The sequence below is a fragment of the Imperialibacter sp. genome, from assembly GCF_040222385.1.
In the GTDB taxonomy this organism is placed as follows: Bacteria; Bacteroidota; Bacteroidia; order Cytophagales; family Cyclobacteriaceae; genus Imperialibacter.
On the sequence record NZ_JAVKDF010000056.1, the window covers coordinates 38,216 to 64,354 of the forward strand.

Below are 26,139 nucleotides of genomic sequence, written 5' to 3' on the forward strand. Positions count from 1 at the left end.
TTTACGAAACCTGCATGAAAGAATACTGCCTTAGCGGGGCTAAATCAAACTGGCTGCCGATAAGCACGTTCTCGACAACGCTCAACTGAAGGCTGACGTACCTGGTAAAACCAACACTGACAAAAACAGCTACGCCCTGGCCCCGACAATTCCAAAATTCGCTATCACGCTTCAATTTTTCGAAGGGACGGAGGATACTGAGCGTTTCTGTCACTGAATATTGCCGCAACAGGGCGAATTCAAGTTGCTTTACCAGGTGCTGGTACATGATGGCATCCTGAGGGTTGTAGGCCGGATAATTGTGAGTAGGCATGTAGAGCGAAAGACAGGGTGCTTCGTTAACAGTTGCCAGCTCCTGAATTAACTTCCGGTTCAATGTCGAAACATATCCTTTCATTCGCTCAATCATGTTGTGTTCCTCCAGCACTACGGTAACCTTTATTGAGGTATCTTTCTTGCCACCAGCCGTTTTGCCATTTGGAGGTAGCGAAGTGTTTTGACTGACAGGTATTGATTGCCTATTGCTTGTATACGACGGTAAAGTCCAGGGCAATGTCATTGCCGGTTTTCATGGCGCCAAACATGAAAGAGGGAGGAACCACCTTGTAGTCGGACATCTGCAGTTTTTGCGAGCCAGAGCAGGTGATGGTGGCGTCCGGATTGACAATGCACAGCACATCAAGTACCACCTCCTTAGTAGTGCCTGCAATAGTCAGATTACCAGTACTCTTGATGGTCGTCTTCCCCAGCTTTTCCTCAAACACGATGGCAGAAACCTGTGTGTAGCCAATGTTTTTGTACTTGTCGGAATGCAGCGCCTCATAGGCGTTGTTGTTCAATCCGCTTTTATCACCCTTCAGGTCAACCACGGGTAGTGTAAATGAAAGCGATTTCAAAGCGCTGAGGTGCGTGGAAAGCTCGGGAGTCATACAGAATTCTGCTTCGCTGGTAAATGTTTTCGATTCCATTTCCCAATCATGCAGAGAAGAGGTGCCCGACAATTTCATTTCATTGCTTTTCGATGGCGTGATGCTGTACATCGATTGGGCTTTTGCAAAATAGACGGCCCCAAAAAGGAGGGGTATCATGATAATGGCTGTTAAATACTTTTTCATACCTGTTTTTTTTTGGAATGTGTCGGGCTGTCAAATCAGAAGTTGAGTCGTCAAGCCCCAAATTCGGTTTTTAGCTTGTCAGGATTACCTTCAAGGCTTTTTCTTCTGCTGCGTTTCCGAATGTGTCGTACGCTTCCATGATTTCATCGAGTTTAAAGCGGTGTGTAATCAGCTGTTTTGGATCCAGTTTGCCCGATTGCACGTTTTTGAAAAGCATGGGTGTGGTTTCGGTATCTACCAATCGGGTGGTGATGGTGATGTTTTGCGACCACAGGGTTTCCATGTGCAAAGTCACGCTCTTTCCATGTACGCCGATGTTGGCCAGGTGACCACCAGCAGTAACGATAGAGGCACACAATTCGAAGGTCGCTGGAATGCCCACTGCTTCTATGGCTGTGTCTACGCCTCTGCCGTTGGTGAGCTTCATTACTTTGTCCCGGGCTTTTCCGTCGGCACTGTTGATGGTGTGGGTAGCACCAAAGGTCTTAGCAACTTTCAGGCGGTTGTCGTCCAGGTCAATTACGATGATTTCGGAAGGGGCAAAGAATTGGGAGGTGAGCAGGGCTGCCATTCCTATGGGGCCAGCGCCCACTATGGCCAGCGTATCGCCTGGCTGCACATTCCCTTTAAGCACACCGCACTCAAAGCCTGTGGGCAAAATATCGCTCAGCATCACCAGCGCCTCTTCATCGGCGCCGGCAGGAATAGGGTAGAGGCTGTTGTCGGCATAGGGAATGAGCACATACTCGGCCTGTGTACCGTCGATCAGGTTGCCGAGGATCCAGCCGCCCCGGTCGCAGTGGGAGTACATGGCCTTTTTGCAGTTTTCGCACTTACCGCAGGAAGTGATGCAGGAGATGAGTACATGGTCGCCTTTTTTGAAGTTGCTCACCGCTGCACCTAACTCTTCTATGATTCCTACACCCTCGTGGCCGATGGTGGTTCCTGGCTGTACTGTGGCCAGGTCGCCCTTCATGATGTGGAGGTCGGTGCCGCAAATGGTCGTCTTCAGGATTTTTACGACAGCGTCGGTCGATTCCCTGATAGTTGGTTTTGCTTTTTCTTCCCAGGCTTTTTTCCCGGGGCCGTGATATACTAATGCTTTCATTTTTGAGCTGCTTTCAATGTACTCAAAGGTGGAAACATTGAAGCATCAGTGGGTTACACATGAGCAGCCAAACATTACATAGATCACTGATGTGGGCCGGTACATACAATAGCAAACAGTCCACTTTGTTGGGTGCAAGTCACACAAAAAAGGGCCTGAAGACATTCAGCCCTTCTATAGTGCTATACAGCTACCTTGGTTTTAAATAGAGGTCAGGAGCTTCTTTTTTTCCTGATACTCCTCGCTAGTGATGGCCCCCGGAAACAAGGCGATGATTTAATTCATTGTCGTATTGCTCAATCTTTTCAATTACTTTCTAAGAACTATTGTTCCGCAGGCCTCTCTCGGTCCGGCATTGCCTGTGGGCTGTGTCTTCAGGTCATCCATATTTTTGTGAACAATCAATCCTTTGTCAACAATAGATTTCTCACCACTCAGCATGAGCATTTTGTCCGTGAACTCTATATGCGCATTGCCTGATGCGTCGGCCACTATGTTACCCATGTCGCCTGCGTGCCGATTGGCATCCGTCAACGACGCATGAGGTGCATTGTCGGGATTAAAATGGCCACCGGCAGAAGTTCCGTCTGGAGCAGAGCAATCGCCAAATTCGTGGATATGGAAGCCGTGCTTGCCAGGCTCAAGGCCAGTTAAGTCCGCTACTACCTTTACGCCATCGGCAGTCTCTGTGAAAGTAACGGTTCCCTTTACCTGGTTACCTTCGGTAGGTGACAATTCACCTACCGCTTCCAGTGGTTTCGACTTCTGCTCACATGAAGGCATACCGAGCAATAGCCCCATGGTTAATATATTGCAGGTTGTGTAAAACAAGATTTTTGATTTCGTATTCATAATGTGTAGTGTTTTTTTTGAGTCAGATAGAAGCGAAGTTGGGCAGATTCTGGCCGCCGCTTGTTACAAAAATTGAAGCGAAGATTACATATATCACAGGTGGTTGTGTGGTAGGGAAAGACGAAGAGCATCGGCAGGCAGCCTGCCAGCACCCAACGAGCCGTCAGAATTTCTCCGCTTTATTATATTCCACTTCTGTGATGATGAATTTGGCATAACTGAAATCACCTTTCTCTAATCGCCAAATCACATCAAAGACCGTTGGTATAAGCACATTGTTGAACTCCTTGTAGTCGCTGGCTTTAATCACCCAGGTTTCCATGTGCTGTTCATCCATGTATCGTTCGGTTTCCATTTCTGTGATCTCCCCCAGAACGTTGAAGGTGATGTTGAAGAACAGGGAAAGTCCCTGGTACTGGTAGGTGAGCTTTGCGTGATGTGTATCGATGGGCAACCATTGTAAGCTTTCGCCGGGCAGGAAATTGGTAGGATACAAAACACTTTCTCCAAGCCACCGAAGCAGCTCACCCTGGTCATATTGCTCTCCTTGTGCATTCACAACCTTAAATAATGAAAGCAGCGACACCACCAGCCTGCCTTTGTCGGAGATGTACATGTCTCTTGCCACAAATAGGGAAGTCGTTCCTTTCCAGATAAACCCCGGCTTTTCGGTGGTGGCGTATTGCTCGCCTTTGATGTCGATCCAATCTTTTTCAATTCCTGTTTTGAATTGCCCGACGTGTTTGATTCTTGCATAGCTGATGTAGGGCTGCCCGTCCTTTAACACATACTTAAAATACCGCTGAACAGGTTCTGGCAACCTCTCCAATTGGCTTTCATGATAGGTTCGGTTGGAAATGCTTTTAGACTGGGCAAAAAGTGTTTTTACCTGCTTGCGGAATTGTATGGACAAATTCACTCTGCCAATAATGAAGATCAGCAGCATGCATCCGAGAATGGAGAAGGTAATGATCATTATTTTCCTGGATTTCATTTTTTGTAGATAGCTCTTACCTGCGGAAGCAGGGCAACAACGAGTAGTGGGATGGAATAAAGCATGTAAAAGGTTTGCAGCCAACCAACCCCTTGCACAAAAATGGTTTCTACCTGTATCCAAATGATGAGCGCAAAGGCTATGTAGATACTGAACGACCAGGCCCAATGCATGTCTTTGAATAGATTGAGTTTTTCGGCCAACCTGCTTTTCGGCTTCTTTATTAAAGCAATGGCCGTCAGGCATGGAGCAAGTCCAAGAATAAGGAATAGTATGACGCCGGGGATAAGAAAACTGGCAAAAGGAGAGTGCTCTAAAATCGATAAAGGTAAGCTGCCGATTAATTCTCCCGATGGTGAAATGATTAAAAAGGCTCCGCCACCCATCGCCCCTACACCAAGGAAAAGGAGTAAGGAAACCAGTGTATTTCTTGCTGTCATTGCTTTCATGAAAATCAGCTGAGCTTACTTTTTATAACAAATTTGATAGTGAAGCCTGTTTGCTCGTGTTCTTTGTTTTGAATGACGCAGCTTATCTTTTCCTGACATTACTGGCAGCCGGCCAATAACGTCAGTGCAAATGGAAAGGGATTGTAGGACACCGCCATTTGCCCCTGCGGCGACTTTCTGCTAATTGTCGAAATGCTTTCTCACAAAGGCGAATTGTTCATTCTCCGTCATCTTATCAGCTGCTTCGACGTCAATTTTTATGTCCTTAAAATGCAGGTCTTTGCTCAGGTAGTTGTGGAGTTCTACCCTCGCATTGGTGGGGCCGAATAGCAGCACATGGTCGTAGTTCAAAATCTCATTGGCTATTTCTTTGTAATAGGCCTCATGTAGCTGCTGTCGTTTGTTGTGCATCAAACTTTCACTTCTGTTCAAAGCTTCAAGCCTCTGGTTGGTGGTAAAAGCTGATTCAATCGTTTGGCTTGTCATCGACTCTTTCAGTTCCATCAAATGGGCAGTTGAATGATCCATCCATATGCCCAGGTTTTTATTTGTTTTCATGTTTCTGTTGCTTATATGTTGTTCTCTATCGAAGCACTTCCCAAAGTCTTTTGAAGACTGGGTAAGGAGATTTTAGTGATTGCAATGAAAGTTCTGATCATCATTTACCGTCTTCCGCTTAGTGTTCATTATTTTGGTTTGCATCACGATTATATCCCATCCGCCCTGATTTCGGTATGTCTGATTTCTCCACCGGTGGTTCCGGTTTGTTTAGCAAAGAATAAACCGGCCAGCGACAATGCTACGGCTACGAAGCTTATCAGAGCCGAAAAGGACTTTTCTTTCCAACTAGCCCACAATCCAATCAGGGAAACAGCCCCCAGCACATAGAGTATGATGGCAAAAACTTCAGCAGCTTCTTCGTGTACTTTAATCAACTGCTCATCAATGCCTTGAATTTCTTCCACAACTTCTTCAGCTCCCTCACCAGTAGAGAAAGCAGCAATGGCTGCAATCACACCTAAAATGAAAATACTGTAGGCTGCCCGCTTTAAAATTTCCGATTTGGTCAATAAACCTCCAATCATTACAAGCAAACCAACCATCGGAATGATAATTGGTAAATGATTGAGTACTAAATGCCAATGTGCTCCGTTCATGGTTTCTTCATTTAAAGTTTGAGTATAAACTGCTGACCAAGCCAACGTCACCCTTGGTCTTACATTATTTAAATAGTATGAGCTGGCTATCTGAAACTGCATTGATCCAATGCTTTACCATTGGGTCGATGCTCACGTAGTCTCCCGATAGCATTAGTTTTTTTTCCCGATTTTCGTTTTCAAAGACTACTTTTCCGTGCACACAAATCAACAGTGCTGGTACTTTGGCAACATGTTCTTTCAGTTGTTCGCCTTGCAAAATTTGGATGGCTGTGGCAGCTCCATGCTCAGATTTGAAAAGCACCTCTGTTGAAACAGGTTTTTCGTGAGGGAGTAGATCTCTAATGTTCATGAGTATTGCTTCTAAATGTTAAAAGGGCCCGATAGTTTTTCGCTTGCTTTATGTTGTTACGCTGCGATAGCGCTGTTTCTTTATTTGCTTTCGATCAAAATCGGTTGTACCTCAATGGTTATTTCCATAGTGACCTTCGATTTAATAGAATGAGTGATCAGGCAGGCGTCTTCCGCTTTCTTTATAATGCGGATTGCCTTCTCTCTGTATTTCTCTTCATGGATTACAACTGTCGGTTTAAGCAGGACTTCGCTCATCATCAATTTGCCGTCTACTGTCTCCAGCTTCCCTTTTGCCCGGCAACTAAAGCTGGTAAACTCAAGGGTGGAATTTTCAGCAATGGCTAGAAAGGTGGTCATTAAACAGCCACTTATGGCAGCGACAAATAGATGTTCCGGCGACCAAATTCCTTCCACCCCTTTAGGAAATTCCGGTGGCGTGGCCACCTCAATACACACGCCGTTTTTCCGGTTCAATTCAGGGGAACACATCATGCCTTTGCGGCTGTTTTCCCAATTGATATCTACGTTATAATAGTGCGATTCCATGTTTTTGCTTTTTAAAACCTGTTTTTATGTTTCACCCACTCAATTGAAATTGTTGGCGACTTGGGGTAGAAGGCCGTTTTCATTCCGCTGGTTTTTTCCTTGTGCTCATCCCAAAGGGAAAATAAAGGGGGCAGAAACTGACAAAGCTGGTGATGATGAGAATGCCCACAACGATCATGGATATGGCAACTAAAATGCCCGTAATCACATGAGTAAAGTACAGCACCACAATAATGATGGCTAATCCAAATCTGATTGTCCGGTCGGCGGAGCCCATGTTCTTTTTCATCGGAATGGTGTTTATTTAACTTATCCAAAAGAGGCAATAATTAAGGTCATTTATCCTGACAGGACTCACACTAACTTATGTTAGTTGTCATAAGAACACGAAGCTTGGAAGAGGAGCCCCAGGATGTGTTACACAAATAGGAAGAGGGTTTGTATATATCCCATTTTGCGTCAAATATCAAATGCCAAATGAACACCCTCAAGCAGCATATCAGCACCCAGCACCCCCAGGATTATGCCCATGAGCTTGCCGATAACGACGAAGTTCTTCTCGCCCAGCAGCCTGACAATGTAGCCACTGTAGCTGAATGCCTGATAGGTGAGAAAGATAAACAGGGCGAAAATGAAAATGGTGACGAGCAGCTGGAACCAATTGGCATGCGCCACAAAGTTCATAGCAGTGACAATGGTGCCAGGCCCGGCAAGAATGGGAATGGCCATGGGAGAGATGGCGATGCCCTCGTCGAATGGCTCAACTTCGTGGTTTTTGATGCTCGACTTTTTCGATTGCAACATTTCGAAGCCGATGAAGAAGATCAGAATGCCACCAAACACTTTGAATGCCGGAATGGTCAACCCGAAAATCTCGAAGATGTATTTCCCGATCAGAATAAATGCCGTGACAATGATAAAGGCCACCAAAGTGGCCGTTCTGGCTATTTGCTTTTTCTTTTCCGTGTCGAGCCCATCCGTGAGCTTTATGAATATCGGGATGTTAACGATAGGGTTCATGATGGCAAAAAAGCCCATAAAGACTGTGATGGCGTAGTGCCAGATGTTTCCCATTGTTGTTAGTTACCAGTAGAAGCGCTTCTGCGTACCTCATCAAAAAAAGGAGTGCTTTTTTCCTCTACACATTTAGCTGCATAGAGATAAAGCGCCGCACTCCAGGTTTGCCAGTCCTGCCCCGTAGGTTTTCCGTCCTGGGCTTTGATCCATTCGTTGAATCCAAACTCGACTGTTCCGGTACTGGAGGAACTGATCAGTTGGGTGAGCGCAACCAGCTTTTTTTCTGCCAGGGCATACCTTTTGGCGGCCACCAGTGCGGCAACGTATAACCCACAGATAAATGGCCATATGCCGCCATTGTGGTAGTCGCCGGGCAAGTTAAACGACGCATAACGTTCCCGCCAGTCGGTATCTTTAGGCTGAATGAACGGAAAGAAATTAGGAGGGAGCTCCAAAGCCAATTCTCCTCTTCGGCGCATGTCAGCACACTCTTCCTCTATCCACGAAACCATGTTCTCCGCTCTCGAGGGCGTTGCAAGGCCCGAAAGAATGGCCAGGCTATTGCCAAGCAGGTCGAAACGCTCGCTGCTCAGAACTTTGTATGACCAGAGGGCAAAGTAGGGTTTGTGCTTCACAACAAGTCCCTCATGTACATGGTGGTGAAGCACACCACCAGTAACAGTGAAAAGACTCATTTCATGACAGATTTTATCGGCCCTTTCGTCTTCCCTGAACATCCGCAAGGCGCTGTAATATAGCGTGTTAACGAATAAGCCATAGCCCAGGACCCATTGCTCGTCCCGCCAGTCGCTGGTGGGCTGCTGTGCCACCAGGCACCCATCCGACGGGCTCTGGTATTCCATCCACAAAAGGGCTTTTTCGGCTGCATCCTGCAAAAAGTCAGGCTCGTTGACCAGCTGCCTGAAGATGCCCACACCAATAAGAAACAACGGGGTGGTGTCGCTGGCACCACGGTCGTCTTTGTCATGCACCAGCGAAGCGATATGCCCTTTTCTGGTTTGGTTTTTCGCCAAAGTTGTCAGCACTTTTCGCATGCTTTCAATCAGCTCCTGGTTGCCAGACACAGCAATGCCGAAAATGGAAAACATCAGGTCTCTGGTGTAGGGCTCAGGGTATCCCCAGCCTGCCGTGCGTGGCAGCCCATGAAAGGGGCCGTGGGCATTGTGCAGGAGTACTTTCAGTGCGGCTTCTTTGGCTAACTGAACCGTGAGGTTGTTTTCGGTGGTCATGCTTATAGCTTTATTTAATCCCCAGTTTGTCCTGCATAATGCTCACAAACTGCCTGGCCACCACCCGGTAGTCAAAATGCTTCACCACATGCTCCCGGGCAGCCTTTCCCATGGTGTCACGCAGCTTTTCATCTTTCATCAGGATCAGCATGTATTTGGCAATATCCTGCACATTGGCCCGGTAGTCGACGGTGCGTGGGGTGGCAAATGCTATTTTGTGGTTCTCTTCAAACCCCGACTCTGTGCCCAGGATCACCTCGTTGACGACAATTTTTTTGGCTACTTCGGCAAGAAAAGCGGTTTTCTCATGAATGAGCGTATCCAGCATGCCCATGGCCCTGAGGCTGATCACCGGCTTTCCGCAAGCCCCCGCTTCCACCTGAGGCATACCAAATCCTTCCAAACGGGAAGGGGCGGCATAAATATCACAGGCGCCAATCAGGTAGGGAATGAAGTTCCTCGAAATGGTATTGGTGGTGTAAATCACGTTTTTGTCGATGCCCAGGTGGGTGGCCAGCTCCAGGTCGGCCAGGTTTTGAAGTTTGGTGCGGGGCTGTGGCCATACCTTGCACACATATTTCCAGTCGGGTGCTTTGGTGTCGATAATGGCCAGCGCCTGCATCACCTCCTGAGCCCCTTTTGACGCAGCGTCGCCGCCCACGGTGAGGATCATCAGCTGGTCAGGGGCAATGCCCAATGCCTCACGCACGGCGATAATTTTAGGATCGTCTTTGCTGAAAGGAATGAAGGCGTCGGTATTGCAGCCCACCGGCAGCACCTCAATTTTGTCGCCATGTATGCCGTCTCTCACATACATTTCCTTCACCCAGTTCGACGTCACCAGTATCAGCGGCAGCGCATTCAGCACCTCCTGGTAGTTGGCAATATAGCCGTCGGCTACCAGCCAGGGCACTGGCTGTATGCCATATCGTTGCGGGTGCAGCACCAGGTGAGGCGTATGGCCCCAGTAGCCGACGCCCACCACCACATCGGGCTCGAACCATCGGTAGTACCATTCCTTTTCCTGTGCCGATTCAAAGTGTACGGCATGGGCATCTACGCCCATCTCCAGCAACCCCTTGTAGAGCAAATCTCCCTGGGTGGCCAGGCCACCAGGCGAGGGCGGGTAATCGTACAATACCAGTACCTTCATGATTTTCTTGATTGCTTGTTGAGCCATTTGCCGGCATCAAACGAATTTTTGAACTGCCAGAACGCTTCTGCTACCGGGGTGGTCTTCGCTTCCCAGCTGTCTTCCTCAAAGCCGTATATCTGGGTAATGAGGTCATATTTTTGTTGCCACACCGCCTTACTCAGCTTAAAGAAGGCGGTAGCACTTTCCACGGCTCTTGGTAGGTAGGCCTTGTCATTGTCTTCGTAGGCAAACAGCCACAGCTCTTTGGTTCTCAGGTCGCCGTTTTGCCACAGTTTAATCACGGCGGTGCCTGTTTCTTCATGCCTCAGGTGCCGGGTGTATTCCCCTTCCGGGCTGTGGGTAATCACCAGGTCAAACGCCTGCTCAGGCAACAGTTTCAGCACCATTCGCTCAAACTCTTCTTCCTCTATTGGCCTTTGCTCAGGGTCATCGTTCATGTCGCCCATCACGCCATTGGCGCCCAGGGCCTCCAACACCTTTTGAAACTTCGGCGCACGGTCAGGGTCCTTTTTTCGGCAAAGGCTCACAATGAAGCAGTCCCACTGAGGGTGGGAGAGAAGGGTGCCGCCCGCCCACAGCGTTTCGTCGTCGGGATGCGCCACAACGATCAGGCATGTCTTAGTCTTTCTGGTTTTCAATTTGTGTAGTTAAGTTCGTGAGCCTGTTTTATTGGTAATTGGAGCGACTGTATGCCGCTGTTTGCATCCGTCATCATGAAGCCATTCAGGCATTGAAGTCAACTGTTACATTCTCTTTCTGAACCGGTTGGCCATCACCACTGCGCCCACAAAAAATACGAGGAAGGCGATCCACCAAAACGGCCCCATTCCCCAGAGAGAGTAGTCCATCATGTCCATTCCGTTGTCGGCGTGTTGCATATTTTCAGTGGTTTAAGGTGTCGGTGCTGTTAGCGACGTGTGCCAGCCCGCATTCTATTCGGGCATCCTTTATTGCCCTGATCTATCACTTTTATTTACTCATCCGCTTTGTTGGCCCGGTGTCGGCCAGCTCATTTTTCTGCGCCAGCGCAGTATGCTTTTGAGCCATTGAGGTCTTTTCGCTCGCTTTTCCGAGGTCTCCGGCTGCATAATGCAGGGCCGCTTCCAGGTGGAGTTTGGCTGCTGCCTGCAGCTGCACGGCTATTTTCCGGTGATTGACAACCACTCTTGAGGTATCATCGGATGTTGTCTGAGGGGCTTTTTTAGAAACAGTTGGCGTCGTCGTCATAGCTTTCATTATCAAGACTAATAGATTGATAGAAGTGGATGGCAAAGTTGGTGAAGTCAGCACCTATCGCTTTACATTATCGGGTCATTTCTTACGCAATTCACTGATTACCAAGCAGCAGGTAATGTATAATTGCGCCGGGTCAGCTCAGCTGCCTCCCGTTTGCGCAGTGTCACCCTTTCCATGCTGAGCGTTTGCACCTGCCTTAGGCAGTTTAAAGCTTGCTGATGATATCTATTATTTCCGACTGGCTTTTGTTAAGTCGCCTGGAGATTTTTCTAAGCAATTTCTCTTCTCCTCCCAACTCAAACTTCAGGTCGTCGTCAGTCAGCAGCCCATGCCTCGCCTTGAGTAGCCTTGCCTGGTGGAACCAGTTGCCGGTTATTCTAAATATGCCTCCTGTGTTTGCTTCCACTGTCTTCATTGTAGCATTAGTTATCTGACTTATTAACTTCCAAAGGTCTGTCAAACTGACCTTGAAATCCTTACATCCAGATTGAAGAGTGTTACATATCTTACAGATTTAAAAACGCTCGGTGAAGATGAACGATTCTGACTGCTGAAGACCTAAAAAACAAAAGGACTGCCTGATTGGATCAGACAGCCCCTTTGCATTGTTATTATTTGAAAACAGAAGCCTTATCTGGCAGGAATAATGTCGATAAGAACCGTTCTGTTGTAAAACCTTTCCTCTGGCCATTTGTTTTCGAAAGGCATCATCCTATCTTCTTCGCCAAAGCCCAAAACCTTGAAAGTTACGTCAGATCTGCCGCTTTTAGAAAGGGCCTTTTCGAGGATGGATTTCACATCATTGGCTCTTGCCAGAGACAACTCCTCATTGTGGGCAGCATCTCCGATGACGTCGGTATGACCATGGATAATCACTGTTCCTCCCTGTGGAATCTTAGGAGTAACGATTTCAGTGAGGTATTTTTCATACATGGCAATGGCAGTGGAATTGTTGAACTCATAAATGACACTGTATCTCATCCCCATCTCATCCACTTCCGGTGTCCACAGCACCATGTTGACAGTAGCCTCTTTTCTCACCGTTTTGCCGTCTGGTGTTTGCCCGATCATGGTTACTTCGTACTCACCTTTGGGGGTAGTACCTAAAATGGACTTACCTGGGATATTGACCAGCTCTCTTGTAAATGGACCAAAAGACTGTGCTTTCCCCTGCTCGTCTTTGATGTCCAGCGACCACGACTCAAAAGCTTCGTCGGCACCGTCGACACGGAATGACACGTAGCTGTCGATAGGAGCTATCTGCACCGCTACGAATTCAACTGGCTTCAGTGGCGCTTCTGGTCCGCTCTGGAACTCCATAAGCATCGCAGGAGAGCTGCTTTCTATAGACACCCTGCGGTCTTCCTGTTGTAACAGCACAAGCTCCTCGGTGCCACCTGGCTGCTGCGAAGGTATTTTGGACTTGCTTCTGCCATCGACCGAAATTCTTGATGCATTGATACCAAATACGTCAACAAGATACGTTTTAATGGAAGTTGCCATTTCCCTGGCATCTGCAGGACTTGTTCTTGAAGAGCCCACCAGGTTAATGGTAGCTTGCGGGTTTTTGCCCATTCTGTCGCCAAGGATATTCAGCACGTTGTAGTAGACTACCATTCCACGATCCGAGCGACCTGTCAGGTGCTTGGGAGTAAACACTTCCAGCTGATCTTCTTTAAAGTCTTTGACCTGATTTTTGGTGATTGTCACATATCTGTCAGGAATTTGGGTTGACCCTAAATCAAAGAACACATAGTTACGCAAAGGGAAGGTTTCTCTCACCCTGCGCTCTACCGGAATATTGGCTGGTGAGATCACTGTGAACTGAACCTCTGGAACTCCTACTGGTGCCATCTCCTCCGGTACTGGAGGAACGTCCTTCATTATTTCCTTGCCTCTGCCAAACTTAAGGGCAGCCCCTAACCTAACAGTCGTATTGTGCCATGTCTCGTTAGACCTTGGATCCTGACCGAATTGGGGTTGAAAACTAGCGAATGGAGAGAGCACGAATTGTGTTTTGTGCTGCTGAGACGACAATTGAATATCATACCCGGCACCTACCTGCATAGAAATAACAGTTTTCTCGATGTTGCTGAAATCACCCTTTACCGGGGCGGTAGCTGCCTGGTCAGGAAAAGCAGGATTGATACCCAGCTCGTAGGTAAAGGCACTTGTTCTGTTAAAGGCAAACCTTGGGCCAGCATACAGGTAGAAGTCTGATTTGAAAGGAGCAAACCTCAGGCTTGGCTCAATGGAAATGTAGCTCAGATTTGTCGACAAGTCGGCAGGACAGTTGCAGGGGGTGAGTACCTGATCCCACGTGCCTTTGCGGCTGTCGTACCCGCCTTGGAGAATGACTCCAAATCGAGTGTCTGGTTTGTAGAACTCGATAGAAGGAGCCACGTACAAGCCTAGGCCTTTTCCATGCCTGAAGGCTGCCGGAACTGTCAGGTCGTTATTCAACTCCTGCGTAGTGCCTCTGTAGAAATTAAAGTTTGCGCCCGCTGCTACACCAAAGTGCCAGCTGGGTCTGGTGTACTCCGTAGTTGAAGCGTCCTGCGCCTGAAGAGGCGCCATCATCCCTGTCAAAATCAAAGCACTGAAAATAAGGGAAAGCATTGTCAGGCTGTATAAGGCTTGCGATGGTTGCAATACCTTTTTGTAATTAGTTATAGTTTTCATTTTGTGATAAAAGTTTTTAATGAAGTGTGTAACCAGCTGATAACTGGTGAGCATACTGCTGTTGCAATTGGCGGCCGACATTACTGTCATGGGCATGAGTGGTTGCAGGTTTCCACTGAATGAAGTGCCAGCACCGATACTGATGATGCCGTCAGCTTTCCAAAAGATATTTTTTGCCTGCGCTCCTCCTGTAAGTACCACATTGCCTCCGTGGCTACCTACAGTTGTAATTTGATGAGAAGCCTCAAATACCCAAACGGCATTGGCGTCTCCACCGGCATCAAGTGTCAGGTCTCCGTTTTGAATGATAAAGCTATCGGCTTTGTAGGTACCTGGCATGAGATTCAAACCACCCATGTCGCCTGATATGGCCACAGCCATGGCTGCTGCCGTCGGAGGGTTTTTCCCTCCGGCGAACAGAAGCTTAGCTGACTGCATTGGTTTAGATGCGGTCTTCATGGTATTAATTTGGAGGTCTGGTAATTGTGTTGGCACTTATCAGTTGTACTGAACCATTTCTGGCCAGCATCCTGCCCTCTGCCACCGAGCCTGCATTCATGGTGATGGATGAAAAGGCGAGTACGTTTCCTTTAAAGATCGTGTTGTCGCCAATGGTCGCCGAGCTACTTACTTGCCAAAACACATTCTTGGCTTTTGCTCCACCCGCCAGGATCACGTTTCCACCTGCGCCACCTACAGAGGTGAAGGCCGATCCAATCTGGAAGATCCAGACGGCATTCTCGTCTCCCTGAGCGTCAAGCGTAAGGTCACCATTCTGTAAGAGCATGGTGGTAGCAGATGTCCAGATACCAGGAGCCAGTGTTTGGCCACCAAGGTCTGCAGGCGCTATGGAAGGGGCTGGGGTTGTTGCGTTTTTAGCGTCATCGTAGGCTTGCACCAGCTCTGACTGAGCCTGGCTAAGCGCAGCGTTGATCCCTGCAGGAGCCACGTCATCGGAGGCATGGAAGGCACCATTAAAGATGAGACCTGGCCCACCATCCACATCGAAGAAGCCTGTAATAGAAGAGCGTGCTCCGGGATAGATACCGACATTCATGTCATGAATCTCGCTGGCACCGGCGTTGTTGGTCACACCCACTCCGGCAATGATACCGTATTCAAGTAACGAATTGAGGTTTACTACAGGAGGGCCTAAGGGCGCAACTGTGCTAAAGCTCCATACGTGATTACTGGCAATGGAAATGCCGCCTACACTCTTGGCTACAGTTGTAATGGTAGCAGTATAAGAGTTACCAGACAGCAGATTGCTTGTCGGCGTGAAACTCGCTGTGGTTCCAGTGTAGCTAACTGCACCTGCCACGCTATTTGTACCTTGCATGAGCGTAAATGAGGCGCTGGTGATAGTCAGCGGATCCATTGATTCACTGAAAGAAGCCGTAACTACTTTGTTCAGGGGAACACCACTTGCCAGGTTCAAAGGATCGGTGGAAATAACAGTCGGAACCGTACCTGCGCTAAAGCTCCATGCGTAATTGCTGGCAATCGCTACACCAGCCTGGCTCTTCGCTACGGTTGTAATAGTAGCAGTATAAGAGCTACCTGCCAGCAAGTTGCTGGTGGGCGTAAAGCTGGCCGTTGTGCCTGTGTAGTTGACAGTTCCAGCCACTGCATTGGTTCCCTGCATAAGGGTAAACGACGAAGTAGTAATGGTTGAAGGATCCATCGCCTCACTGAAAGTAGCGTTGATGACCTTGTTAAGAGGAACACCTGTAGCAAGATTCAGAGGGTCAGTAGAAACCACAGTAGGAATCACTCCCACATCAAAGCTCCATCCAAAGTCAGCGCCCATCGCAAAACCAGCCTGGCTGGCAGCGCCTGTCGTTATGTTGGCGGTATACGTAGTTGCTACTACAAGCGGGCTTGTTGGCGTGAAGGTAGCCGTGGTGCCCGAGTAACTAACAGTACCTGCAATCACATTGGTACCCTGCATCAGGGTAAATGTCGAAGAGGTAATTGTTGCAGGATTCATGGCTTCGCTGAAGCTGGCACTGATCACCTTATTGGTAGGCACACCGGTAGCAAGGTTCAACGGGTCTGTTGAAACCACCGTTGGAAGTACGCCTGTGTCAAAATTCCACACATAGTTGCCCGCCAGAGGAATACCTACAGGATTGGCTGCTGCGTTCGTAACAGTAGCGGTGTAAGTAGTACCTGGTGAAAGGGGGCTTGTTGGCGTGAAAGTAGCCTTAGTGCCTGAGTAGGCAACCGCACCAGGAACTGATATCGTGCCTTGCTTTACTGTAAACGATGTGGATGTGATGGTCAGGGGATCCATGGCCTCACTAAAGTCGGCCTCAATTACCTGGTTCAGCAGTACGCCTGTAGCCAGATTGATTGGTGAAGTAGTCGTTACGGCGGGCAGCATGCCAGTGTTAAAGGTCCAGACATAATCAGCTGCAACTGCTTCACCCGTAAGATTCATGGCATCGGTCGTAATAGTGGCCGAATAGTCTGTGTCGGGTAAAAGATCAATAGAAGGCGTAAATGAAGCCGTCATGCCATCGTAGGTAATCACCCCGGTAACCTGTGTTGTTCCATTCATGAGTGTGAAAGAGGTGCCATTGATCATCAATGGATCCATTGCTTCACTGAATGTGGCTGTTACTACTTTGTTGAGCAGAATATTGGTGCTCAGGTTGAAAGGATCTGTCGAAACCACTGTCGGCGATGCGTTTGTGGTGAAGATCCACACATACGGTGCTTGCAGGAAGTTACCATTTTGATCCTTCGCCGTCGGTGCTACTGTGGCGGTGTACTCAACGCCTGGGCTGAGATTTTCTGCCGGCGTAAAGCTTACCGTAAAGGTAGCAGCATCATACAACACCGTGCCTTCCATTTCTGCCAGACCTCGCCCTGATGGAGATGCTCCTCCAAGGCTGAACGTAGCCTGAGTGATAGAGGCGGGATTCATTGCCTCGTTGAAAGTCGCTGAAACGACCTGATCAAGTGGCACATCGACTGCGCCAGCCACGGGATCCGTGGAAACAATCACAGGGCAAAGTCCTACTAAGCCCTCATTTTCATCTTTACACCCTACAATCAGGACGGCAAAAAATAATGCCGTCAGGGCGGATTTCCATAGCTTGTTTTTAGTTTTTTTCATTTTATTAGTGTTTAACTGGCATTTGAATTTTAAGGGATTATTACTCTTTGTCACCCACCAGGATAAGGCGTGTTTTATGATGACGACAGTAATATTGAATTGAGATTGATGGCTTCTTGCAAGGCCATAGCGAGCTCAAAACTGAGCTGACTTTAAGCGACGTCTCCCCTGCGCTGGGTACGTCGGCTTGCTATTAGGTTTATGCAAAATTCCAATTTTTTGAACCAGGAAAATTACACTTCAGTAATTTTGAGTTACATACTTCACTGGTTATTCGTCGCTTTTTGCTGCTTGAGGGGGTCTTTTAAAATGGATTTGAAGGAAGTAGTGAAATGGGATGACAACGAACAGATAGAATTTTTCTAAGAATACATTGGATTTACAGCACAGCAACTAAGCGAGAGCAATCTCAGGGGGAGGTTTGTTTGTTCTGATACTTTTGGTTGGCAAATGATGTTTGGAGATGCTAAAACGGCCGCCAGTGATGAAGGACAATTGCAGCGACCATCCTTCTTTGAAAAAATCAGGCAAATGTTTCGGCCATTGACAAGGGGTGGGGATGAGCTAGGAATTTGCTCAAAGAATTTTCAGCCAGACGCCCAACCAAACCACACACGGCGCCACCAGTGAAAAAGGCGCTGCCAGCCAGGCTGGTCCCCGACACGAAAAATAACAGGCCATTACAGCGGTTACTTTCTACAGAAGCGCAGATAGTAACTTCTTTAATCGCTTCTGTAGAGAGTAGCGGCTGTATTTTTCCGGAGACGCACTTCCCTTCCTGATATTTGTCTTTGTTGCTATTTGTAATTCCTTTTTTTGGGCGTGCCCCCCGCCAGCCATAATCCGTTTGAAAGTAACGTACACTGTTTGGCGGGGGTCGGGCTATCCGCTCCAAGTCCTCCCCGCCAGCTGGCGGGTGTGGGCTTTCCGCTGCTATCCCTCACGCAAAGGACGTGAGTTGGTTCACGAGCAAGGCTGCCGATACACCGCCGCTTCCATAACAGTTCACGCAGTACAGATTGAAAAATCTCCTCACGTCGGAATATTTACATGCTTTTTGCATTGAAACCTGATTAGAAAAAATATAAATTCTAACTTGGTTGGTCGGGAAACTGGGAAAGAGTTACAACTTGGCAAGTAGTTATATGGAAATCATACAATGACCACAATTGGAGGTGTTCTTTGGGATGCCAAAGATCGTTGAAGTAGATCCTAAAGATTTATTGTAAGTAGATGAATGAGTAAGGAAAATCAAATAGAAGAAAGTCTCATCAAACAGCTCACAGAGCTGAAATATATCTATCGGCCTGATATCGTCGATAGAAAGACGCTTGAGCAGAACTTTAAGGCTAAATTTGAAGCGCTGAATCGTGTTAGGTTAACCGATAGTGAATTTTTACGCTTGCGGGAAGAAATTACCGAGCCCGATGTGTTTGCCGCCTCTAAATTTTTGCGTGAGCAGCAATATTTCCAAAGGGAAGACGGCACGCCCCTTCATTATACGTTGGTCAACATCAAAGACTGGTGCAAAAATGATTACGAGGTGATCAGCCAGCTACGAATCAACACAGAAAACAGCTTCCAGCGGTATGACATTATTTTGCTGATCAATGGCTTGCCCGTTGTCCAGATCGAATTGAAGAAGCTGGACATTTCGCCACGAAAGGCCATGCAGCAAGTTGTGGACTATAAGACCGAACCCGGAAACGGCTATGGCAATTCGCTCCTGTGTTTCATGCAGTTGTTTATCGTGAGCAACCGGGCCAACACCTACTATTTTGCCAACAACAAAAGCCAGCACTTTGCTTTCAACGCAGACGAGCAGTTTTTGCCCATTTACCAGCTGGCGGACGAAAGCAACAAGAAGATCACTCACCTGGAATCGTTCACTGAAAAATTCCTAACCAAGTGCACCCTGGGCGAAATGATCAGCAAGTACATGGTGCTGGTGGAGAGCGAGCAGAAACTGCTCGTGATGCGTCCTTATCAGATTTATGCGGTAAAAGCCATTGTGGATTGCATCCATCAAAACCGGGGCAATGGCTATATCTGGCACACCACCGGCAGTGGCAAAACATTGACTTCTTTCAAAGCATCCACGTTGCTGAAAACCAATCCCGATATTGAAAAGTGCCTTTTTGTGGTCGACCGCAAAGACCTTGACCGGCAAACCCGGGAGGAGTTCAATAAATTTCAGGAAGGCAGTGTGGAAGAAAATACTAACACAGAAACCCTGGTTCGACGATTACTATCGACCGACTATGCTGATAAGGTGATCGTGACCACCATTCAGAAGTTAGGTCTGGCACTGGACGGAACCAATAAGAAAAACTACAAAGAGCGCCTGGAGCCTTTGAGCAAAAAACGGGTAGTGTTCATCTTCGACGAGTGCCACCGGTCGCAGTTTGGCGATAACCACAAGGCGATCAAAGAGTTTTTCCCACATGCACAGCTCTTTGGCTTCACGGGTACCCCCATTTTTGATGACAACGCCAACTACAGCGTCATTGAAGGCAAGGAAGCCTCGTACAAAACCACCAAATCTATTTTTGAAAAGCAGCTGCATGCATATACCATCACGCATGCCATAGAGGATAAAAATGTGCTGCGTTTTCATATCGACTATTTCAAAGGCAAAGGCAGCCATCATGCCAAGCCGGGAGAAGCTATTGCACAGCAGGCAGTGGTAGATGCCATACTCGACAAACACGATGCCGCTACCAATTCAAGGCGTTTCAATACGATCCTGGCTACCGCCTCTATCAACAATGCCATTGAATATTATCATCTGTTCAAAGCGAGCCAAAACAAGAAGAAAGTAGACGACGACAGTTATGTGCCGCTGAATATTGCCTGCGTGTTTTCTCCGCCGGCGCAGTTGATAGCCAAAGAAGGAGATCAGCAAAGCCAAAAAAATGCAGCAGACATCAAACAGTTGCAGGACGACCTGGCTCAGGAGAAAGAAGACAACAAGCAAAACCCAGAAGAGAAGAAGAAAGCGCTGCTGGAAATTATTGCCGACTACAACAAGCAGTACGGCAGTAATCATACCATAGGTGAATTCGATTTGTATTACCAGGATCTACAACGCCGTATAAAAGACCAGAAGTACAATAACCAGGACTATCCGCACAAAAACAAAATTGACATTACCATTGTGGTAGACATGCTGCTGACGGGATTCGACTCTAAATACCTCAATACACTGTATGTAGACAAGAAACTGAAATTCCACGGACTGATACAGGCATTTTCCCGCACCAACAGGGTGCTGAACGACACCAAACCCTACGGCAATATCCTCGATTTCCGCTCTCAGCAGGAAGCCGTCAATACGGCCATTACACTCTTCTCCGGAGAAGACAGCGGACGAGCCAGGGAAATATGGATGGTAGACCCTGCTCCCAAAGTGATAGAGCAGTACGAGGAAGCAGTGGCGAAGCTGGGCGTATTTATGCAACAGCAAAATTTGCTGGCCGAGCCTCCGCAGGTGTATAACCTGAAAGGTGATGCGGCCCGTATCGCTTTTGTGAAGAACTTTAAGGAGGTACAGAGGCTCAAGACCCAGCTGGATCAGTACACGGACCTGGACGACGAGCAAAAGGCCACTATTGAAGCCATTTTGCCAAAAGAAACCCTGCAGGAGTTCAAAAGCTCTTATATTGAAACATCCAAACAGCTACGGGAAATCCAGCAGAAAGAAGGCGATGAAGCACCTCCGGGTATTCAGCAGCTCGACTTTGAGTTTGTGCTGTTTGCGTCGGCGCTGATTGACTATGATTATATTATGGGGTTGATTGCCGACAACACGCAAAAGAAACCCACCAGACAAAAAATGAGCAAGGCGCAGGTGATTGCCCTGCTAAGCTCCACGTCTACCCTGATGGAAGAACAGGAAGATTTGACAGAATATATTAACGGACTCGACTGGGAAACCGGGCAGGACGAGAAAACCCTACGGCAGGGGTATGAAAACTTTAAAGTAGAAAAAAACGAAAAAGAGCTGGCCGATATAGCCCACCACCACGGATTGCAAACAGCCAACCTCAAGGCCTTTGTAGACACCATTATGAGCAGGATGATTTTCGACGGTGAAAAGCTCACCGACCTGTTGGCGCCATTGGAACTAAGCTGGAAAGAACGCAGGGTGAAAGAATTGGCATTGATGAAAGACTTAGTGCCCCAATTGAAAAAACTAGCCCAGGGGCGGGAAATATCAGGATTAGCAGCTTATGAGTAAGGAGCAAAAATTAGTGCCCCAATTGCGGTTCCCTGAGTTTGTGAAGGAGGGGGAGTGGAAAATTGAGCCACTTGGTAACTTAAGCCAAGAAATTATTGAGAAGACGAAAGGGCGCAAATTTAAGCTCATGAGTATTACTTCAGGAATTGGACTTGTTTCGCAAATTGAAAAATTCGGAAGGGAGATAGCAGGAGATTCATATAAAAATTACTATGTAATCCATAAGGGCGATTTTGCTTACAATAAAAGTTCCACAAAACTTTATGCAGAAGGCGAAATAGCAATGTTTGAAGATGAACAGACGGGGGCTGTTCCTAATAGCATATTTACCTGCTTCCGATTTGATGAAAAGCTAGTTTATCCAACTTTTGCTAAATATCCTTTTGCTAACAATCTACACGGTAATTGGCTAAGAAAATTCATCGCTGTAGGGGCAAGAGCTAATGGAGCACTTCAAGTGAATAGTACAGATTTATTCTCCGCACCATTTCCACACCCTTCACTAACAGAACAACAACGCATAGCCGCCTGCCTTTCTTCCCTAGATGAGCTGAAAGCTGCCCATACCGATAAACTCCAAGCCCTCAAAGACCACAAAAAATGTCTGATGAAAAACCTTTTCCCGCAAGAAGGGGAAACTGTACCTAAGTATCGCTTTCCGGAGTTTGAGAATGATGGGGAGTGGGTGGAAAAGACGTTGGGGGAGATTTGTGAAATGCAAGCTGGTAAATTTGTTAGCGCTTCTGAAATCAATGAAAGATTTTTGGATGGCCTATTTCCGTGCTATGGTGGAAATGGGTTGCGTGGCTATACCAGTTCTTTCACACACTACGGAAAATATTCCTTAATAGGACGTCAAGGTGCTCTTTGTGGAAATGTAACTCTAGCCGATGGAACATTCCATGCGACCGAGCACGCTGTGGTTGTAAAACATAATGATGGTGTTGATACAGTATGGCTTTTTTATGTTTTAGTGCTTTTAAATCTAAACCAGTATGCAACTGGGCAGGCACAACCTGGCCTATCAGTGAGCAATTTGGAAAAGGTTGAACTTAGTTTCCCCGAGAATATCATTGAGCAACAAAAAATAGCCTCCTGCCTTTCTTCCTTAGATGCTTTGATCAACGCCCAAGCCGAGAAAATAGAGCAGCTGCAGCAGCATAAAAAAGGCTTGGTGCAGGGGTTGTTTCCAAAAATGAATGGATAGAATATGCCTGAAATAGAAAGTTACTCATTTCCTAATCTGGAAAACTTTGTCACTCATCTTCGAGCGCAGAATAAAAAGGTTCAGTTACTTTTTGCTTACAATGGAACTGGCAAAACCCGGTTGTCGATGGCCTTTAAAGAGGCAGGAAAGGAAACAGTAACCCATACTATCCTTTATGAAGATGGTGATTTGGTTCATTCAGAAGATGGTGAAGTACTTGAGACCTCTGAAACAACCAGGGACACCTTGTATTTTAATGCCTTTACGGAAGACCTATTCTATTGGGACAATGATCTGGACAATGACATTGCCAGAGTTTTAAAGATCAATCAATACTCCACATTCTTCGGGGGACTTCCCGAATTGGAGATGGAAAACAGGATTCGCCCGCTCCTAAGAAGGTACGCCGATTTTGACTTTTTTATTGACTACACCAATTGGCACGTAATGTTTACAAGGGAAGAGCGGATACAAGAACAAACTGTTACTTATCAAAACATCAAGGTGTCACGTGGTGAAGAGCGTCTGTTTATCTGGTGCTTCTTCCTGGCCATCGTTCAATTGGCAATCGACAAGCAGGAGACCTATAATTGGGTAAGATATGTCTATGTAGATGATCCAATTTCTTCGCTGGATGACCATAACGCTATTTCCGTAGCACATCACCTTGCAAGTATTATCAAAACTGAAGGAAGTGAGATCAAAGCGGTCATATCAACCCATCATGCCTTATTCTTCAATGTACTGTGCAATGAATTTGGCAACGCTAAGAAGTTCTTTATCAAAAAGACAAAAGACGGTTATAATTTGAAAACCACTACCGATTCACCTTTTGTGTATCATGTTGCTTTGATAAAAGAACTGAGAAAGGCAATTGACGAGGACAAATTGTTCACCTACCATTTCAATGTATTAAGGACCATCTTGGAGAAGGCTGCCAACTTTCACGGGTATTCTAAGTTTTCAGATTGCATAGACATCGACGGAGATGACGAGGACAGAACCCTGCATTCGAGAATTGTTAACATTATGAGCCACGGAGCCTATTCCCTTTTTGAACCGGTCGAAATGGTGGAGGAAAACAAAGAATACTTTAAGAGTATCTTCGACAACTATCTCAATAATTATAAATTCAATGATCTTCTTTTTGTTGAAGAAGACATTCAACCATTGGCATGACACAAAAAGAACAACAGCAGACAAGCAAAGCCCTCTGGAATATAGCCAAAGGCCCAGAGTTTGAAACGCAAATGTCGAGTTGGACTTGTTGCGAGACGCAGGGGCGTTAGCCCTGCTATCGTCGTAGACAAATAACGTACAATATAAAAGATTCACAGGGGCGTTAGCCCTGGCATCGTCGTAGATAAATAACGTACAATGTAAAAGAGTCACAGGGGCGTTAGCCCTGGCATCGTCGTAAATAGATAACACACAAGAAAAAACAGGGGCGTTAGCCCTGACATCGTAATATGGCAAACACATACACGCAGCTATACATACAATTCGTTTTTTCGGTAAAGGGACGGCAAAACCTCATCAAAGAGCAGTTCAGAGATGAATTAGAAAAGGTAATGTGCGGCATAGTAACGAACCAAAAATGTAAAACCTATGCCATCTATTGCAATCCCGACCACACACATATATTTGTCGGCATGCATCCAACGATTTCACCTTCAAAGCTAATGGAGCAAGTCAAGTCTGGCTCGTCTAAATGGCTGAATGAAAAAAGGTATATTCCCGGTAAATTCTTATGGCAAGATGGATATGGTGCTTTTACCTACTCCAAATCACATATCGACAACGTGGTGAAATACATTTTGAACCAACCGGAGCACCACAAAAAACAATCGTTCAAAGATGAATATTTGTTGCTGCTTGAAAAATTTGATGTTGACTATGATCCAAAATATTTGTTCGAATGGTACGACTAGGAAAGATGTCAGGGCTAGCGCCCCTAAACCCCTACGTGTGTGCATTTTGCTACGAAGACAACAGGGCTACGCCCCTGAAAACCCACTTACCTGAAAGGAGATGACACAAAAAGAACAACAGCAGCTGGGTAAAACCCTTTGGAACATAGCCGACCAGCTTCGTGGAGCCATGAATGCAGACGATTTCCGTGATTATATGCTTTCCTTCCTCTTCCTGCGGTATTTATCCAGCAACTACGAGGAGGCTGCCAAAAAGGAACTGGGTTCCGATTATCCCAAATTAACTGAGGACGATAAACGGACGCCATTGGGCGTTTGGTACGCAGGCAACGAGGCCGACGTGCCCGAGTTCGAAAAGCAAATGCGCAGAAAGGTGCACTATGTTATAGAGCCTCATTACCTGTGGAGTAGTGTTTCAGATCTGGCTCGTACGCAAAACGACGATCTGCTTGTGACGCTGGCGGCTGGCCTAAGGTATATTGAAGAAAAATCATTTGAGGGCTCCTTTCAAGGTTTGTTTTCTGAAATCAACCTGAACTCTGAAAAGCTGGGCAGGACTTCTGCCGAAAGGAACAAGAAGCTTTGTGCCATCATCCAGAAAATATCGGAAGGGATTGCCGATTTTTCTACCGACTCGGATACACTGGGAGATGCCTATGAGTATTTGATCGGTCAGTTTGCCGCTGGCTCAGGCAAAAAAGCAGGCGAGTTTTATACGCCTCAGCAAATCTCTAGCATCCTTTCAGAAATTGTAATACTCGATAGTCAAGATCCAACAGCAGGCCCAAAACTAAAATTGAATAAAGTACTTGATTTTGCTTGTGGTTCAGGTTCACTGTTGCTAAATGTTCGCACTCAATTAAAGGAAAAAACTGAAGGAAAAGGTACAATTGGCAAGATCTACGGACAGGAAAAGAACATTACCACCTACAACCTGGCTCGCATGAATATGCTGTTGCACGGCATGAAAGACACCGAGTTTGAGATATACCACGGAGACACCTTGCTCAACCAGTGGGATGAGTTAAATGAGATGAATCCATCCAAAAAGATCGAATTTGATGCCATTGTGGCTAATCCCCCGTTCAGCTTGCGGTGGGAGCCCAACGATACCCTGGCAGAGGATTTCCGGTTTAAGAGCTATGGATTGGCACCCAAATCAGCCGCCGATTTTGCTTTCCTGTTGCACGGTTTTCATTTCCTTGGCAAAGAAGGTACTATGGCCATCATCCTGCCTCACGGGGTTTTGTTCCGTGGCGGTGCTGAAGAACGCATTCGCACCAAACTCTTAAAAGACAATCATATTGACACGGTGATAGGCCTGCCTTCCAATTTGTTCTACTCCACAGGCATACCGGTTTGCATTCTCGTATTAAAAAGGTGCAAAAAGGAAGATGATGTGCTGTTCATCAATGCCAGCGAGCACTATGAAAAGGGCAAAAGGCAAAATACCCTGAGTGAAGAAAACATTGCGTCCATAACAGATACCTACAAGTACAGACGGGAAACAGATCGCTACTCTCGTAAGGTTTCCATGGATGAAATCGAAAAGAACGGCTACAACCTGAACATTTCACGGTATGTGAGCACGTCCATCGATGAAGAGGTAATTGACCTGAAGGAGGTCAATGCAAAACTGACTGCCATCAATGAAAGCATAAAAATCAATACAGACAAACATAATGAGTTTTTGAAAGAGCTGGGGTTGAAGACTATTTGAG

25 protein-coding genes are annotated in these 26,139 nt (G+C 46.8%); 5 read left to right on the forward strand and 20 right to left on the reverse strand.

Annotated features, from left to right (window positions below):
* Position 1: 1 nt before the first annotated feature.
* The 20 genes from RIG68_RS25850 to RIG68_RS25945 all read right to left on the reverse strand — a co-directional run bounded on the left by RIG68_RS25850 (position 2) and on the right by RIG68_RS25945 (position 17,040).
* On the reverse strand, positions 2-553 hold the full coding sequence (locus RIG68_RS25850; protein WP_350129315.1) for a hypothetical protein: 552 nt from the start codon (positions 551-553) through the stop codon (positions 2-4).
* Positions 519-1,115: a YceI family protein gene (locus RIG68_RS25855; protein WP_350129318.1), complete on the reverse strand. Its 597-nt coding sequence runs from the start codon at positions 1,113-1,115 to the stop codon at positions 519-521. The genes RIG68_RS25850 and RIG68_RS25855 overlap by 35 nt, the downstream gene beginning before the upstream one ends.
* A 70-nt stretch (positions 1,116-1,185) precedes the next feature.
* Entirely contained in the window at positions 1,186-2,223 is a 1,038-nt protein-coding gene (locus RIG68_RS25860; protein WP_350129320.1) for a zinc-dependent alcohol dehydrogenase family protein, read from the reverse strand.
* 309 nt (positions 2,224-2,532) lie between these two features.
* Positions 2,533-3,075, reverse strand: coding sequence for a superoxide dismutase family protein (locus RIG68_RS25865; protein ID WP_350129323.1), 543 nt, complete (start codon positions 3,073-3,075; stop codon positions 2,533-2,535).
* A 163-nt stretch (positions 3,076-3,238) separates the two neighbouring features.
* The gene (locus RIG68_RS25870; RefSeq protein ID WP_350129326.1) at positions 3,239-4,069 is read right to left on the reverse strand and encodes a DUF6544 family protein; all 831 of its coding nucleotides are present in this window, start codon (positions 4,067-4,069) and stop codon (positions 3,239-3,241) included.
* Positions 4,066-4,518 carry a hypothetical protein gene (locus RIG68_RS25875; RefSeq protein WP_350129329.1) on the reverse strand — a complete coding sequence of 151 codons (453 nt, stop codon included), beginning with the start codon at positions 4,516-4,518 and terminating at the stop codon, positions 4,066-4,068. Before RIG68_RS25875 ends, RIG68_RS25870 begins: the two co-directional genes overlap by 4 nt.
* A 180-nt stretch (positions 4,519-4,698) precedes the next feature.
* Positions 4,699-5,076: a hypothetical protein gene (locus RIG68_RS25880; RefSeq protein WP_350129332.1), complete on the reverse strand. Its 378-nt coding sequence runs from the start codon at positions 5,074-5,076 to the stop codon at positions 4,699-4,701.
* A 149-nt stretch (positions 5,077-5,225) separates the two neighbouring features.
* Positions 5,226-5,777: a DUF2231 domain-containing protein gene (locus tag RIG68_RS25885; protein WP_350129335.1), complete on the reverse strand. Its 552-nt coding sequence runs from the start codon at positions 5,775-5,777 to the stop codon at positions 5,226-5,228.
* Entirely contained in the window at positions 5,740-6,027 is a 288-nt protein-coding gene (locus RIG68_RS25890) for a cupin domain-containing protein (RefSeq protein ID WP_350129338.1), read from the reverse strand. The genes RIG68_RS25885 and RIG68_RS25890 overlap by 38 nt, the downstream gene beginning before the upstream one ends.
* 80 nt (positions 6,028-6,107) lie before the next feature.
* On the reverse strand, positions 6,108-6,575 hold the full coding sequence (locus RIG68_RS25895) for an OsmC family protein (RefSeq protein ID WP_350129341.1): 468 nt from the start codon (positions 6,573-6,575) through the stop codon (positions 6,108-6,110).
* A gap of 79 nt (positions 6,576-6,654) precedes the next feature.
* Positions 6,655-6,864: a YgaP family membrane protein gene (locus RIG68_RS25900; RefSeq protein ID WP_350129344.1), complete on the reverse strand. Its 210-nt coding sequence runs from the start codon at positions 6,862-6,864 to the stop codon at positions 6,655-6,657.
* A gap of 170 nt (positions 6,865-7,034) precedes the next feature.
* Positions 7,035-7,649 (reverse strand): MarC family protein, encoded by a 615-nt coding sequence (locus RIG68_RS25905; RefSeq protein ID WP_350129347.1) that lies wholly within the window; start codon positions 7,647-7,649, stop codon positions 7,035-7,037.
* Between the two features lie 5 nt (positions 7,650-7,654).
* Positions 7,655-8,842 carry a glycoside hydrolase 100 family protein gene (locus tag RIG68_RS25910; protein WP_350129350.1) on the reverse strand — a complete coding sequence of 396 codons (1,188 nt, stop codon included), beginning with the start codon at positions 8,840-8,842 and terminating at the stop codon, positions 7,655-7,657.
* 10 nt (positions 8,843-8,852) lie between these two features.
* A complete protein-coding gene (locus RIG68_RS25915) occupies positions 8,853-9,995 on the reverse strand; it encodes a glycosyltransferase family 4 protein (RefSeq protein WP_350129353.1) in 1,143 nt (380 codons plus the stop codon).
* The gene (locus RIG68_RS25920) at positions 9,992-10,636 is read right to left on the reverse strand and encodes a PIG-L deacetylase family protein (protein WP_350129355.1); all 645 of its coding nucleotides are present in this window, start codon (positions 10,634-10,636) and stop codon (positions 9,992-9,994) included. The genes RIG68_RS25915 and RIG68_RS25920 overlap by 4 nt, the downstream gene beginning before the upstream one ends.
* 105 nt (positions 10,637-10,741) lie before the next feature.
* Positions 10,742-10,876: a hypothetical protein gene (locus tag RIG68_RS25925; RefSeq protein ID WP_350129358.1), complete on the reverse strand. Its 135-nt coding sequence runs from the start codon at positions 10,874-10,876 to the stop codon at positions 10,742-10,744.
* A 91-nt stretch (positions 10,877-10,967) separates the two neighbouring features.
* Positions 10,968-11,234: a hypothetical protein gene (locus tag RIG68_RS25930; RefSeq protein ID WP_350129361.1), complete on the reverse strand. Its 267-nt coding sequence runs from the start codon at positions 11,232-11,234 to the stop codon at positions 10,968-10,970.
* Positions 11,235-11,439: 205 nt separating this feature from the next.
* On the reverse strand, positions 11,440-11,649 hold the full coding sequence (locus tag RIG68_RS25935) for a general stress protein CsbD (RefSeq protein WP_350129363.1): 210 nt from the start codon (positions 11,647-11,649) through the stop codon (positions 11,440-11,442).
* Between the two features lie 215 nt (positions 11,650-11,864).
* A complete protein-coding gene (locus RIG68_RS25940; RefSeq protein ID WP_350129366.1) occupies positions 11,865-14,375 on the reverse strand; it encodes an ice-binding family protein in 2,511 nt (836 codons plus the stop codon).
* 4 nt (positions 14,376-14,379) lie between these two features.
* On the reverse strand, positions 14,380-17,040 hold the full coding sequence (locus tag RIG68_RS25945; protein ID WP_350129369.1) for an Ig-like domain-containing protein: 2,661 nt from the start codon (positions 17,038-17,040) through the stop codon (positions 14,380-14,382).
* A gap of 1,237 nt (positions 17,041-18,277) precedes the next feature.
* On the opposite strand from RIG68_RS25945, the gene RIG68_RS25950 reads away from it, so the two are divergent.
* The 5 genes from RIG68_RS25950 to RIG68_RS25970 all read left to right on the forward strand — a co-directional run bounded on the left by RIG68_RS25950 (position 18,278) and on the right by RIG68_RS25970 (position 26,138).
* Entirely contained in the window at positions 18,278-21,280 is a 3,003-nt protein-coding gene (locus RIG68_RS25950) for a type I restriction endonuclease subunit R (RefSeq protein WP_350129372.1), read from the forward strand.
* Positions 21,273-22,487: a restriction endonuclease subunit S gene (locus tag RIG68_RS25955; RefSeq protein ID WP_350129375.1), complete on the forward strand. Its 1,215-nt coding sequence runs from the start codon at positions 21,273-21,275 to the stop codon at positions 22,485-22,487. Before RIG68_RS25950 ends, RIG68_RS25955 begins: the two co-directional genes overlap by 8 nt.
* 3 nt (positions 22,488-22,490) lie before the next feature.
* A complete protein-coding gene (locus RIG68_RS25960) occupies positions 22,491-23,666 on the forward strand; it encodes an AAA family ATPase (protein ID WP_350129378.1) in 1,176 nt (391 codons plus the stop codon).
* Positions 23,667-23,956: 290 nt separating this feature from the next.
* Entirely contained in the window at positions 23,957-24,418 is a 462-nt protein-coding gene (gene tnpA / locus RIG68_RS25965; protein ID WP_350129381.1) for an IS200/IS605 family transposase, read from the forward strand.
* A 100-nt stretch (positions 24,419-24,518) separates the two neighbouring features.
* Positions 24,519-26,138 carry a type I restriction-modification system subunit M gene (locus RIG68_RS25970; RefSeq protein WP_350129384.1) on the forward strand — a complete coding sequence of 540 codons (1,620 nt, stop codon included), beginning with the start codon at positions 24,519-24,521 and terminating at the stop codon, positions 26,136-26,138.
* The last annotated feature ends 1 nt before the right edge of the window (position 26,139 follow it).

What these genes read in the sequence shown, in the direction of transcription:
- RIG68_RS25855 (WP_350129318.1), bottom strand. Translation starts at nt 1,115, where the DNA reads ATGAAAAAGTATTTAACAGCCATTATCATGATACCCCTCCTTTTTGGG.
- RIG68_RS25860 (WP_350129320.1), bottom strand. Translation starts at nt 2,223, where the DNA reads ATGAAAGCATTAGTATATCACGGCCCCGGGAAAAAAGCCTGGGAAGAA.
- RIG68_RS25960 (WP_350129378.1), top strand. Translation starts at nt 22,491, where the DNA reads ATGCCTGAAATAGAAAGTTACTCATTTCCTAATCTGGAAAACTTTGTC.
- RIG68_RS25900 (WP_350129344.1), bottom strand. Translation starts at nt 6,864, where the DNA reads ATGAAAAAGAACATGGGCTCCGCCGACCGGACAATCAGATTTGGATTA.
- RIG68_RS25925 (WP_350129358.1), bottom strand. Translation starts at nt 10,876, where the DNA reads ATGCAACACGCCGACAACGGAATGGACATGATGGACTACTCTCTCTGG.
- RIG68_RS25880 (WP_350129332.1), bottom strand. Translation starts at nt 5,076, where the DNA reads ATGAAAACAAATAAAAACCTGGGCATATGGATGGATCATTCAACTGCC.
- RIG68_RS25940 (WP_350129366.1), bottom strand. Translation starts at nt 14,375, where the DNA reads ATGAAGACCGCATCTAAACCAATGCAGTCAGCTAAGCTTCTGTTCGCC.
- RIG68_RS25955 (WP_350129375.1), top strand. Translation starts at nt 21,273, where the DNA reads ATGAGTAAGGAGCAAAAATTAGTGCCCCAATTGCGGTTCCCTGAGTTT.
- RIG68_RS25895 (WP_350129341.1), bottom strand. Translation starts at nt 6,575, where the DNA reads ATGGAATCGCACTATTATAACGTAGATATCAATTGGGAAAACAGCCGC.
- RIG68_RS25865 (WP_350129323.1), bottom strand. Translation starts at nt 3,075, where the DNA reads ATGAATACGAAATCAAAAATCTTGTTTTACACAACCTGCAATATATTA.
- RIG68_RS25970 (WP_350129384.1), top strand. Translation starts at nt 24,519, where the DNA reads ATGACACAAAAAGAACAACAGCAGCTGGGTAAAACCCTTTGGAACATA.
- RIG68_RS25885 (WP_350129335.1), bottom strand. Translation starts at nt 5,777, where the DNA reads ATGCAGTTTCAGATAGCCAGCTCATACTATTTAAATAATGTAAGACCA.
- RIG68_RS25930 (WP_350129361.1), bottom strand. Translation starts at nt 11,234, where the DNA reads ATGAAAGCTATGACGACGACGCCAACTGTTTCTAAAAAAGCCCCTCAG.
- RIG68_RS25950 (WP_350129372.1), top strand. Translation starts at nt 18,278, where the DNA reads ATGAGTAAGGAAAATCAAATAGAAGAAAGTCTCATCAAACAGCTCACA.
- RIG68_RS25870 (WP_350129326.1), bottom strand. Translation starts at nt 4,069, where the DNA reads ATGAAATCCAGGAAAATAATGATCATTACCTTCTCCATTCTCGGATGC.
- RIG68_RS25905 (WP_350129347.1), bottom strand. Translation starts at nt 7,649, where the DNA reads ATGGGAAACATCTGGCACTACGCCATCACAGTCTTTATGGGCTTTTTT.
- RIG68_RS25875 (WP_350129329.1), bottom strand. Translation starts at nt 4,518, where the DNA reads ATGAAAGCAATGACAGCAAGAAATACACTGGTTTCCTTACTCCTTTTC.
- tnpA (WP_350129381.1), top strand. Translation starts at nt 23,957, where the DNA reads ATGGCAAACACATACACGCAGCTATACATACAATTCGTTTTTTCGGTA.
- RIG68_RS25915 (WP_350129353.1), bottom strand. Translation starts at nt 9,995, where the DNA reads ATGAAGGTACTGGTATTGTACGATTACCCGCCCTCGCCTGGTGGCCTG.
- RIG68_RS25935 (WP_350129363.1), bottom strand. Translation starts at nt 11,649, where the DNA reads ATGAAGACAGTGGAAGCAAACACAGGAGGCATATTTAGAATAACCGGC.
- RIG68_RS25945 (WP_350129369.1), bottom strand. Translation starts at nt 17,040, where the DNA reads ATGAAAAAAACTAAAAACAAGCTATGGAAATCCGCCCTGACGGCATTA.
- RIG68_RS25910 (WP_350129350.1), bottom strand. Translation starts at nt 8,842, where the DNA reads ATGACCACCGAAAACAACCTCACGGTTCAGTTAGCCAAAGAAGCCGCA.
- RIG68_RS25890 (WP_350129338.1), bottom strand. Translation starts at nt 6,027, where the DNA reads ATGAACATTAGAGATCTACTCCCTCACGAAAAACCTGTTTCAACAGAG.